Consider the following 11,266-nt stretch of genomic DNA (forward strand, 5'->3'; position numbering starts at 1 on the left):
ATGAGTGTAATCGGTTTAATCGGTGCGATGGATGAAGAAGTCGCTGTTATCAAAAAATGGATGACAGACATACAAGAAACAAGTGTTGCTGGCTGTGAGTTTTACTCTGGACAGCTTGATGGCAAAGACGTCGTACTGCTTAAATCGGGAATTGGTAAAGTTAATGCAGCGGTTTCTACGACATTACTGATGGCCAGCTTTGATCCATCTATAGTCATTAACATTGGTTCAGCAGGTGGATTCGATGCAGAGCTGGAAGTGGGTGATGTGATTATCTCAGATGAAGTGGTTCATCATGATGTCGATGTCACCGCATTTGGATATGCCCTTGGGCAGTTGCCGAGTATGCCGGCAACATACAGTGCCGATTCAGTGTTGGTTGATAAGGCGCTGCAAGCGGTAGCTTCCGTAGGCCAGGCGAAAGCAAAAGTCGGCTTGATCGGGACAGGCGATGTGTTTATGTGTGAAGCTGAACGTGTGGCGAAAGTGCGGGCGGCATTTCCTTCCCTTAAAGCGGTTGAAATGGAAGCGGCTGCGGTGGCTCAAGTGTGTCATAAGTTTTCGGTTCCTTTTGTTGTTGTGCGCTCTTTATCTGATGTGGCGGACAAAGAATCCCCAGCAAGTTTTGACGAGTACTTGACCGTGGCGGCACAGAACTCATCACTGATGATCCGCGCAATGTTGCGAGAAATGTAATGGCTGGGCTGTTTAAGAGTGTGTTTTGTATAAGGACAGTGTTGTGCGGGCTTGCGCTAGTGGCGCAGGTTAGTTATGCCGACCCTATTGAGACTACTTCCTCTGAACAGCCAGAGCGTGAATGGTGGAAGTCGACCCATGAGACCATGTCAACCAAAGTAGGTGAATGGTCAAATGGGCTTGATGCTTTCTTTTCAGGCCAGCGACATGAAGATGCCTCGACCAGCTTTGTCAGCATGCGATTTGGCTCCATTATTGAGGGAAAGGAAGGTGTATCTGGCTTCTTTAACTTGGATGCAAGACTGCATTTACCTTATACAGAAGATCGACTGGATCTGATCATCGAGTCGGATGCGGATCAACTGACACAAGATAATCGACGTGTTGATAATGAGCCGGGTCAGAATATTTTACAATCTGCTCAAAATACTCGCTTCGCGACCATGCTGCGTTATTTCAAAGAAGAGTGGAATGCGAACATTGATATGGGCTTGTTATTAAAAATGCCGGTTGACCCGTTTGTACGTATTACCTTTGAGCAAGACTATGGGTTAGGGCAATGGTCTTTTAAACAAGAAGAGTCGTTGTTTGATTATTACTCTCTTGGGTACGGTGGTCGTTACGGCATTAAAGCATTAAGACCGATTGGTGATCGTTATGAGTTTGGTGCCGATTTTGGTGTGACGTATTTAGAAATTGATTCAGACACGTATTGGCGCCAAAACGTGTTTTTGAATCACGACTTCTCAGACAAGAGTAGACTGCGCTATCAAATCAGTTACCTGCAGGAAGGCTCAACACCTCGAGCAGAGAGCTTTTTGTATTACGTTGAATACCAGCGTCTTTTGTATGATGACTGGTTAATTGGTCAGCTAAAACCACAGGTGACCTATGAGCGTGATAACGACTACAAAGCAGAGGTATCTCTGAGTGCCTCACTAGAAGTGCTATTAGGCCCAGGGTTTCTTTAATCACCTTGTTTCAGCGGTCATCGTTCGCAAAGTAAGCAGACTCTTTGTATAATGCCGCGCCCATATTCTCGAACCTTTAGCGGAAAACTGCATGAGACCAGATCAAATTCAACCAGAACATTACGCAGCTCAGTTACAGACGAAGCAAGACTCATTGCTTGAGCTGATGGCAGACCTTGATATGCCAGAGCTAGAGGTGTTCGAAAGTGCTCCAAGCCATTACCGGATGCGTGCAGAGTTCCGTATCTGGCATGATGGCGATGACTTGTTCTATGCCATGTTTGACTCCGCTGACCCGCGCACTCCCATTCGGGTTGATCAATTTTTGGCTGCGTCAACGCTGATTAATGAACTGATGCCTAAGTTATTGGATGCGATTCGTGATATTCCTGTGTTGCGGTATAAATTATTCCAAGTAGATTTTCTCACGACAACGACCGGCGAAGCGCTGATCAGTATGTTATACCACAAGCCTATTGACGATGAGTGGCATCAAGCAGCGGTAGAGCTTAATGAGTCATTCCCTGCATGTCATTTTATAGGCCGTAGCCGTAAGCGTAAGCAAATCCTCACACGGGACTTTGTGATGGAGACGCTAACGGTACAGGGTCGCAAGTATCACTATCAGCAGGTCGAAAACAGTTTTACACAACCCAATGCGGGTATCAGTGAGAAAATGCTTGAATGGGCTCTTGATGTGACGAAAGGATGTTCTGGTGACTTGTTGGAAATGTACTGTGGTAATGGAAATTTCTCCATTCCATTAGCGCGTCGTTTTGATCGAGTGATTGGTACTGAAATAGCAAAAGTGTCGGTCAACTCTGCAAGTTTAAATGTTGCTATGAACGGTGTCAGTAACGTACAAGTGGTTAAAATGGCCAGTGAAGACGTGTCTGATGCGCTTAATGGTGATGGGGTTTTACCTAAAGCATTGGTTCAAGCGGGTATGGATACGTTGAATCCTTCGGCGGTGTTAGTAGACCCACCACGAGCAGGATTAGACGATGGTACGGTCGAGTTAGTTCGAAAGATTGATCAGATTCTATATATCTCATGCAACCCCGAGACACTTAAGAATAACGTAGATGCATTGTCAACGACGCACAAGGTGACACGCTTTGCGATGTTCGATCAATTCCCCTATACCCATCATGTTGAAGCCGGTGTATTTCTAGAACGACGATAAGTCGTTCTAGTGTTCTATACAGCATTTAATGCAAGAGTACAGAAGGGTTAGGCGGAGAAGTTGATCGTCTGGCCTAGAGCAGAATCAGGACTAATATTGTATTGTGATGCAACGCTACCACTCTGGCTGGAGTTCGATGGTGTAGCGTTTAATGTGCTACCGGAGTTGCCCGAAACCTGAGCAGCAACAGCGGCGTTATTAGATGTTGCATTGGCTCCAAACTCAGAGGCAGTGGCCACATCAGCACCAACTTCTGTGGCAGACGTTTGAGCAACGGTTCTAGCGGCAACATTGTCTTGAGCTAACTGCTGAGCTTCGGGTGAGATGCTGACAGACACATCCACAGACTGCGGTGCGGCATTTGCCGTTTGGCTATTGCTCCCGTTACCTGTGTTGGGTTGAACAACAGGTGTATTCGTCAATTCTGGGTCGTTAAACTGACTAACGATGCTGTTGTTAATTCCTTCGATGGCCATAGCTCACCTCTCATTGATTATCTTTTGAACACCTTGATTCTAGTGCCGATGGCGCTGTCTTGCCAGTTAAATTGCGTAGATAAGATGTAAATTCTTGTTCAGTTGAGTATTACTCCATTAAAGATGAAGCTCATTCCGGCATCTGCTACTACGACAATTTAGCGAGTGTGGTAACATATCTTTTAAAAATACCCCCATAAGAAACCATAGAGATATATAAAAAATCATGAGTAATACTTCTTTAGAAAAAGCAAAAATCAAAATTTTGTTATTAGAAGGTGTTCATCAATCTGCGGTTGAAGCGCTGAATGCCGCTGGATATGAAAACATTGAGTACCATAAAACAGCTTTACCAGAAGATGAGCTGATCGACAAAATTGCCGATGCCCATTTTATCGGTATTCGCTCTCGCACACAGTTAACCGCCAAAGTACTGGAGCATGCACATAAGCTGGCAGCGATCGGCTGTTTCTGCATCGGTACCAATCAAGTAGACCTTGATGCCGCTTCCAGTAAAGGGATTGTTGTCTTTAACGCGCCGTTCTCCAATACACGAAGTGTGGCTGAGTTAGTTCTGGCCGAGATGATACTTTTACTTCGCGGTATCCCTGAGAAAAACGCGGTATGTCACCGTGGTGGTTGGCTGAAATCCGCTGTTGGCTCTTTCGAAACTCGTGGCAAACGTTTGGGCATCGTTGGTTACGGTAGTATCGGTACGCAGCTTAGTGTGTTGGCAGAATCGTTGGGTATGGAAGTGTGCTTCTATGACATTATTACTAAGCTCCCATTGGGTAATGCCCGCCAAGTTAAATCACTTGAGGAGCTGCTATCAACATCCGATGTGATCTCTCTGCATGTACCTGAAACCCCAAGTACCAAATTGATGATGGGCCCTGATGAGATTGCTCAGATTAAAAAAGGTGCCATTTTCCTAAACGCATCCCGTGGTACGGTCGTTGATCTTGAAGCGCTTGCCGAGTCGATAAAAGCAGGTGATGTTGCTGGAGCCGCGATCGACGTATTCCCAGTTGAACCAAAAGGCAATGCCGAAGAGTTTGTGTCGCCGCTGCGTGGGTTAGACAATGTTATTTTGACTCCGCATATCGGTGGATCAACAATGGAAGCGCAAGAAAACATTGGTGTTGAAGTCGCGGTTAAACTAATTCAGTACTCTGATATTGGTACGACGACTGCAGCGGTTAACTTCCCAGAAGTCGCATTACCTGCTCAAGCTGATAAGCACCGTATCCTGCATATCCATGAAAACCGTCCGGGTGTGCTGACTAAGATCAACGCGATCTTCTCTGACAACGATATTAATATCTCAGGTCAGTTCTTACGCACCACCGAGAAACTTGGTTACATGGTGATGGAAGTCGACTCCGATACTGGTGAGTTAGCGCTTGAGAAAGTGAAAGAAGTAGAAGGTACGATTAAGGCGCGCGTTCTGTTTTAAGTGTCCGGCTTCGTTCTGAATTTTAAAAGCCAGTGCGAAAAGCGCTGGCTTTTTTGTATCTGAATGAGCATGTTATGAGCGAATACCTAACGTGCTGGTAATGTCGTCAATTTTTTGTCGGACATTCTTGGTCATGTCCGCAAGGAATCGCTCTGATTCATCAGCCTGAGAGCGTACTTTTTCCACGGTTTCCGTCAGCATGCTCACGCTGCGTTTTTGATCTTCGGCATACCCTGAGGCTTTACGTGAAAGTACCGTCGACTGATACGACTTCTCTTGTACTTCCTTAGCTGAGTGGCCTAACTCTGTGGTTAATGAACGCTGCTCTGATGTTGCTGACTCAATCAGCCCTAAGTTTTTACGTAAGTTGGAGGTTGAACTGGTCAATGACTCAAAAATGGATGTGATCTCTTCAAGAGAGTGCTGCGTTCGACCTGACAAGGTTCTGACTTCATCGGCGACTACCGCAAAACCTCGGCCTGCTTCACCTGCACGAGCCGCTTCAATAGCAGCATTTAGAGCCAGTAAGTTTGTTTGCTCAGCGATGTCACGAATGCCGCTGACAATAGAGTTGGCGTTGGACACAGAGTTTTCCAAGCTGCCTAATGCAGTTTTGCTTTTCTGTAAGCGTTCTACCGTTGTTGTATTGGCGCTTTCAAGTGTTGATACTTGTTTCGAGCTCAACTCCATTGCGTCGCTGGTGTCGTGCGCATAGCTTTCTACCTCTTTTGCGCGCACTTCAGCTTTATTTGCTAGCACGTCTACATGAGCCGCTTGTTCAACGGTTTGCTCCAGTGCTTCTTTTGATGCAACACTAATTTTATGAACTTGGCCAAAGGCACTTAGCATCTCATTCAAAGACGTGGAGATGTTTTTAAGCTCAGTATCACGTTGTTGTCGTTGCACTGCGATTTGCTCAAGATAACGATTTAAATAGCGTGCAACTTCTGATAGCTCATTTTTGCTATTGGTGACTTTGAGCGTGTGTATATCATCACTTTCAACCAATGCTTTCACTGCGTTGTATAGATCCTTTGCGCTGTTCACGACAACACGGCTTTGGAATAAGTGAGTGATGAGGGTGGTTAACAACATGATGATCACAAATGCGCCAAAAGCGATCAGAGTATTGCGTTCTGTTTTTGCTGTGGCAGCTTGAATTGTTGCGGTGCCTTTATCAAGTTCGTCGCTGAGATCGTCAATAAGTTGTCGAATGGAGGTCTTGGCGCGGTTCGCTTGCTCTATCACTGCTAAACTGTTTTCGATGTCTTTCATGTAGCGATTCGCCCACGTGTTTAGCTCGCTCTTAGTTTCATCAAAGGTATCGCTGGTCTCTTCTGTTGCCTCAGTGCTTCCCCAACCCATTAATGCTGATAGGTCGTCAGTACTGTCATCACTGCCCGTATTGGATGCTTGCCATGCGGGTAATTGAGAGAAAAGGGTGACTTGATTAATCAGTTTTTGGTTTGCTTCGCTCACTATCTTACGGTTATCTGAAGAAGGGTTGTTCAAATAATCTTTAGCGGCTTGCTGTAACGAAGATAGCGCCGTGAAGAGATTGCCTTGAGCAGTAAGATAGCGCATGACTAAGTCGCTCTTTATGCTGTCGCTAGTATTGTTGATAGTGCCGTTCAAGTAATCGAGGGACAGACGCATCTGGCGCTCGTTGTTTTCGATAAGAGCGAGAGGATTGCCGGATAGCTTGCCTGCTGCTCGAACGTCGGTTTGTAAGCTCATGACAATCGCATCTAAACGTTTGCTTAACGGTACCTGTAGATCTGTAGGTAGGGAGGTCAGCATAGGTTTGATGCTTTCGGTGATAAATACCTCAGACTCTTGTAGCAACGAAGCTTCACCCGAAGTTAAATAGCGTTCAATTTTTTGCTCTAATTGTATTGCAGAGGCTTCCCATACCTTATTAAAAGCATCATTTTGCTCAAAAGCTGTTCGATAGCTTTGAGTGCTCCATAATAGAAGCGCGGCGAGCGCTGCGGCGATCACAAGATAGCTAAATGTTGTGGCGCGTGTCACATGGGAGATTTTCAAAATCGTCTCTCTATAATTCTCGGCAAGGTGATTGATGCGCTAACAATATTATTGAGTTGTGACAGTTATGTTGCGGAGGCTTAAGTGTATCAAAATGTACACAATGTGGTGGTTAATGTAGCGTAATGTAAACTAAAATCTGTCCGAGTGGTTTAAAAACTCTTGACTGTTCATTTTTTCGTCACTAAATTGTAATAACTCTGACCAATACTAATACGGATAAACCAATTTTGGTATGACACTTCCTTTGTTAGGAAGCGTGTGTCTAAAACAAACAAGGAGTCCATATGTCCATTTCTCGTCGCCAGTTTCTGCAAGGGGCCTCCATTGCAGGAGCTGTTGCTGCAACACCCTTTACTATCAGTTCTGCAATCGCTGCAAATAAAGAGTTAAAGATTTATGCATGGGCAGGTTACATCACCGATGAAATGCTGGCTGACTTTAAGGCAAAGACAGGCATCAATGCGACCTTTACGCCTTATGGTACCAATGATGAATTAATGAACTCTCTACGAGCAACCGATGGTACGGGCTTTGACATCATCATGCCGACTGTCGATCGTGTGCCAGGTTATGTGGACTATGAGTTAGTCCAACCTTTGGACACAACACGCATCAAATGGGATGGGTGTTTAGAGAGCGCTTTGTCTGGTTCAGAAGTTGGTGGCGTTGTGGGTGATAAGCGCTATTTTGCCCCGTCTGATTGGGGGACCGAGGCCATTGCGTATAACAAGGAATATGCGGATGTGGATCCAAATAATCTCAGCTATGGTGATCTTTGGAAGCCAGAGCATGCAGATGGCGTGACGGTTCGCGGCCACTCGGCGTTAGTGGGTATTGGTTTGTGGCTTGAAAAAATGGGCAAGCTTCCATTTCCGTTATTAGAGTCTTATAAAAACGAAAAAGCCATGCGCGCGAACTTTGATGTGATCTTAAAAGAAGCGACTAAGCATAAAGATATGGTGGCGCAGTTCTGGTCGACAGAAAATGAAGCGCAAGGTGCGTTTAGAACCAATGGTGCAGTGATTGGCCAAACTTGGGACAGCACGGCCTTTAAACTGTCGCAGGAAGGGGAGCCAGTAGTCTATGGCGCACCGAAAGAAGGTGCCCTAGCATGGATGGAAGGCTTTGTGATTCCTAAAAATGCTAATAATGTTGATGCCGTATACGAGTTCATTAACTGGTATTACACACCAGAAGCGGGTGCGATGTTTGTGAAAGCAACGGGCTATAACTCTACCTCCAAAGGAGCTGCGGAGCTGTTGCCTCAAGCAACCAAAGAGTTTTTTAATAACTCCTATTCAGATCAAGACCTTGCCAACCTTTGGTGGTGGCCAATTCAAGAACCTTGGTACGTTGCTCTACGTAACGAGTATCAAGATCGTTACTTGTCCGCATAATGTAATTGCCTTTCAAAGGCCCGCCCCTGAGCGGGCCTTTATCGTTTAATGAATACCCAGTTAAGAAGGTTATATGGATCGTAGTGTACACCTAAATAATGCCATCATGCGTTTTGGCGAATTTACTGCTGTCGAGAAAATGGACTTGAAAATTGAGTCCGGTGAGTTCTTTAGTTTTCTTGGTCCATCGGGGTGCGGTAAAACGACCATATTAAATATGATCAGTGGATTTTTAGAGCCAAGTGAAGGCGGTGTTTATATTGGCGATCAGTCTATGGCAGGGGTTCCTGCTAATAAGCGCCCCACATCCATGATCTTTCAAAACTTAGCCCTTTTTCCGCTAATGACGGTTGCAGAAAACATTGAATTTGGCTTAGAGGTGCGTGGCGTATCGAAAGCTGAGCGTAAAAAAACATCCGATCGGCTGCTTGAATTGGTGGCGCTAGAGGGTAGTGGAGAGAAGAAGGTGTCGGAGTTGTCTGGTGGACAGAAGCAACGCATCGCGATCGCACGTGCCTTGGCGGTTGAGCCTCAAGTGTTGTTGTTAGATGAGCCTTTGTCTGCTCTAGATTTGAAATTACGACAGCATATGCGGACGGAATTGAAAGAGATTCAACGTAAAACAGGTATTACTTTCATCTATATTACCCATGATCAGGGTGAAGCTCTGACGATGTCTGATCGTGTGGCGGTGATGTCTGCAGGTAAACTGCAACAAGTAGCGGATCCTATAACGTTGTACCGAGAGCCCGAAACAGCGTTTGTTGCGTCGTTTGTGGGGGAGAATAACGCGATTCCTTGTCGTGTACTTGAGTCTAGTGAGGGTTACGCAGTTGTGGATGCGGGTAGCCTTGGATCATTGGTTGGCCGTATAAAGCGACCGATAATGCCCAGCGTAAGCGCTACGTTATTTGTGCGTCCTGAAGGGTTGAAGCTTGGATGTGAAGGCGAGTTTACTCTGTCTGCCACACTGGCCGAAGTCAACTTTGAGGGGTCTTATCTGACGTTAACGGCTAGTTTAGCTAATCAGCAAGTTGTTGCGATACAACTACGAGCTAATCAATACAATGAAGCTATGATTGCAGGGAGTGCGTTAACGTTATCTTTTGACCGTCAGGATGCCATTGTGATTGCAGGCGAGGCCAATGATGTTTAGTCAATTAAAGCAGCGCTTTGGTAGTCCGTTATCTGTCGCGATTGTGGCACTGATTGCGGTATGGCTGATTGGCTTAGTAATACTACCCCAATTGATTATGGTGAATTATTCATTGAAGCCAAACTTATTGCCGGGAGAGATTGGTGGCGTTCAAGATCAATATACTCTGAGTAACTACGCTACTTTATTCAATAATACGATCCATTTGTCGATTTTCTTTAAAACTATCTGGTCAAGCGTGCTGGTGACATTTCTCACATTGGTTGTGAGTTACCCATTGGCCTTTTATTTAGCGAAAGTCGCTACGCCAAGACAGGCAGCCTTATGTTTGCTGTTACTCATTATCCCGTTTTGGATTAATGAGATCCTTCGAACGTTTTCGTGGTACATCATTTTGGCCTATAAAGGACCACTGAATGCATTGTTGTTGGAATTGGGACTGATTAATCGCCCTGTGCGGTTTTTATCTGGTGATGGTGGTGTATTGATTGGCATGGTGTACGCCTACATCTTGTTTATGATCTTTCCAATTTATAATGCGATTGAAAGTTTGGATAGCAATCAGATTAAAGCTGCTCGCAACTTGGGCGCAAGCTGGCTGCGGACTCATTATCGCGTTGTTATTCCTCATGCCAAACCGGGTATCGCCACTGGTTGTATTATGACCTTTATGCTAGCAGCAGGAAGTTATGCTGTTCCAGCATTGCTCGGCTCACCAGGCAGCCGTTGGTTTACCCAAATTATTTACAACTGGTTCTTTGAGGGTGGGGATTGGAATCAGGGGGCCGCCTATGCCTTTTTACTGTTGATTATATGTATTGGTTTTATTGCTTTGGTGATGAAGGTGTTTAAAGTGGGATTAGGAGACATCGCCCGATGAATTCAGCTGCGATTCTAAAATTCGGTGTGCGTTTCTACATAGGTGTATTTTTTCTGTATTTGTTTACCCCGCTAATAATCATGGGGTTAGCGACATTTAATGATAGCCGCTTTCCTACGGTATCGCCGTGGCGAGGCACCACGCTGAAATGGTTTGAGGCGCTAGCGCAAGATAACGCGATGTGGGAAGCATTGGGTAACAGCGCTTTAGTGGCATTGGGAGTATTATTAGTAGCGGTACCTGTTGGTGTTAGTTGTGCGTTGTTCTTGTCCTCAGTAGAAGGGCGCGGCAAAACATTTCTTTACTCGCTGATGATGTCTCCCTTGTTAACTCCCGGTGTTATTGTCGGTATTTCCACACTTATCTTTTGGCGTGGGCTATCCGTAAATGGCGGTATCGTATTAACGGTTATCGCACAAACAACCTTTATATCAGCTTATGTGATGTTAATGGTACTGGCGCGATTGCAGCGTTTTGATCGCACGTTGGAAAATGCTGCATTGAGTTTAGGTGCTACGCAATGGCAAACGTTTCGCCGTATACTTTTGCCTTATTTACAGCCTGCTATCTACTCAGCTGCTGTGATTGCTTTTTTGCAATCTTTTGAAAACTACAACACGACGCTTTTTGTAAAAGGCTACGACACAACGCTTACTGTCTATATTGCCTCCAAGGTTCGCACTGGACTGACACCGGCAGTGAATGCATTAGGTTTGGTGCTTATTGCGATTACCATTGTTTTAGCTGTTGCTTACGAAATAAAGCGTCGTAGAGAACGGGCTTCAGCATAGATTAATTCTTCTGAAATGTGCGCATTGATCGTTTCGTGATCTTTTATGCTTGCCTTTGACTAAAAAAACGTCTAAAACTACATACCCCTTGGGTGAATATTACGTTTTAGTGGCTTTTTTATTAAATATTATAAAAACCGCTTGCGCTGAAAATTTAGATGCGTATTATACGCCTCCACTGACACGGACAACGCTTCACAACAACGAA

10 protein-coding genes are annotated in these 11,266 nt (G+C 45.2%); 8 read left to right on the top strand and 2 right to left on the bottom strand.

What is annotated here, in order from left to right; translation table 11 throughout:
- The 3 genes from mtnN (at position 1) to trmA (ending at position 2,853) form a co-directional block, all read left to right on the top strand.
- Positions 1-696 carry a 5'-methylthioadenosine/S-adenosylhomocysteine nucleosidase gene (gene mtnN / locus AYW76_RS14730; RefSeq protein ID WP_082866249.1) on the top strand — a complete coding sequence of 232 codons (696 nt, stop codon included), beginning with the start codon at positions 1-3 and terminating at the stop codon, positions 694-696.
- Positions 697-755: 59 nt separating this feature from the next.
- Positions 756-1,667, top strand: a complete 912-nt coding sequence (locus AYW76_RS14735; RefSeq protein WP_156489089.1) for a hypothetical protein — start codon at positions 756-758, stop codon at positions 1,665-1,667.
- 91 nt (positions 1,668-1,758) lie between these two features.
- The gene (trmA, locus tag AYW76_RS14740) at positions 1,759-2,853 is read left to right on the top strand and encodes a tRNA (uridine(54)-C5)-methyltransferase TrmA (RefSeq protein WP_067222329.1); all 1,095 of its coding nucleotides are present in this window, start codon (positions 1,759-1,761) and stop codon (positions 2,851-2,853) included.
- Positions 2,854-2,900: 47 nt separating this feature from the next.
- On the opposite strand, the gene AYW76_RS14745 is transcribed toward trmA, so the two are convergent.
- The gene (locus AYW76_RS14745; protein ID WP_067222340.1) at positions 2,901-3,329 is read right to left on the bottom strand and encodes a hypothetical protein; all 429 of its coding nucleotides are present in this window, start codon (positions 3,327-3,329) and stop codon (positions 2,901-2,903) included.
- Between the two features lie 226 nt (positions 3,330-3,555).
- Between AYW76_RS14745 and serA the strand changes: the two genes are divergently transcribed.
- Positions 3,556-4,785 (top strand): phosphoglycerate dehydrogenase, encoded by a 1,230-nt coding sequence (gene serA / locus AYW76_RS14750; RefSeq protein ID WP_067222342.1) that lies wholly within the window; start codon positions 3,556-3,558, stop codon positions 4,783-4,785.
- A 72-nt stretch (positions 4,786-4,857) separates the two neighbouring features.
- On the opposite strand, the gene AYW76_RS14755 is transcribed toward serA, so the two are convergent.
- Entirely contained in the window at positions 4,858-6,831 is a 1,974-nt protein-coding gene (locus AYW76_RS14755) for a methyl-accepting chemotaxis protein (protein WP_067222345.1), read from the bottom strand.
- 287 nt (positions 6,832-7,118) lie between these two features.
- Here AYW76_RS14755 and AYW76_RS14760 point away from each other — a divergent pair, with 287 nt between their 5' ends.
- The 4 genes from AYW76_RS14760 to AYW76_RS14775 all read left to right on the top strand — a co-directional run bounded on the left by AYW76_RS14760 (position 7,119) and on the right by AYW76_RS14775 (position 11,058).
- Complete coding sequence (locus AYW76_RS14760) at positions 7,119-8,231, top strand: substrate-binding domain-containing protein (protein ID WP_067222348.1); 1,113 nt, start codon at positions 7,119-7,121, stop codon at positions 8,229-8,231.
- Positions 8,232-8,304: 73 nt separating this feature from the next.
- Positions 8,305-9,387, top strand: coding sequence for an ABC transporter ATP-binding protein (locus AYW76_RS14765; RefSeq protein ID WP_067222350.1), 1,083 nt, complete (start codon positions 8,305-8,307; stop codon positions 9,385-9,387).
- Positions 9,380-10,267: an ABC transporter permease gene (locus AYW76_RS14770; protein ID WP_067222364.1), complete on the top strand. Its 888-nt coding sequence runs from the start codon at positions 9,380-9,382 to the stop codon at positions 10,265-10,267. Before AYW76_RS14765 ends, AYW76_RS14770 begins: the two co-directional genes overlap by 8 nt.
- Positions 10,264-11,058 carry an ABC transporter permease gene (locus tag AYW76_RS14775; protein ID WP_067222353.1) on the top strand — a complete coding sequence of 265 codons (795 nt, stop codon included), beginning with the start codon at positions 10,264-10,266 and terminating at the stop codon, positions 11,056-11,058. Before AYW76_RS14770 ends, AYW76_RS14775 begins: the two co-directional genes overlap by 4 nt.
- The last annotated feature ends 208 nt before the right edge of the window (positions 11,059-11,266 follow it).

Origin of the sequence: Marinomonas gallaica, from assembly GCF_001639745.1 — a bacterium.
Taxonomy (GTDB): Bacteria; Pseudomonadota; Gammaproteobacteria; order Pseudomonadales; family Marinomonadaceae; genus Marinomonas; species Marinomonas gallaica.

Bases quoted from the DNA above. Each gene is read 5' to 3' on its own strand.
- mtnN (WP_082866249.1), top strand. From the start codon at position 1: ATGAGTGTAATCGGTTTAATCGGTGCGATGGATGAAGAAGTCGCTGTT.
- trmA (WP_067222329.1), top strand. From the start codon at position 1,759: ATGAGACCAGATCAAATTCAACCAGAACATTACGCAGCTCAGTTACAG.
- AYW76_RS14745 (WP_067222340.1), bottom strand. From the start codon at position 3,329: ATGGCCATCGAAGGAATTAACAACAGCATCGTTAGTCAGTTTAACGAC.
- serA (WP_067222342.1), top strand. From the start codon at position 3,556: ATGAGTAATACTTCTTTAGAAAAAGCAAAAATCAAAATTTTGTTATTA.
- AYW76_RS14760 (WP_067222348.1), top strand. From the start codon at position 7,119: ATGTCCATTTCTCGTCGCCAGTTTCTGCAAGGGGCCTCCATTGCAGGA.
- AYW76_RS14765 (WP_067222350.1), top strand. From the start codon at position 8,305: ATGGATCGTAGTGTACACCTAAATAATGCCATCATGCGTTTTGGCGAA.
- AYW76_RS14770 (WP_067222364.1), top strand. From the start codon at position 9,380: ATGTTTAGTCAATTAAAGCAGCGCTTTGGTAGTCCGTTATCTGTCGCG.
- AYW76_RS14775 (WP_067222353.1), top strand. From the start codon at position 10,264: ATGAATTCAGCTGCGATTCTAAAATTCGGTGTGCGTTTCTACATAGGT.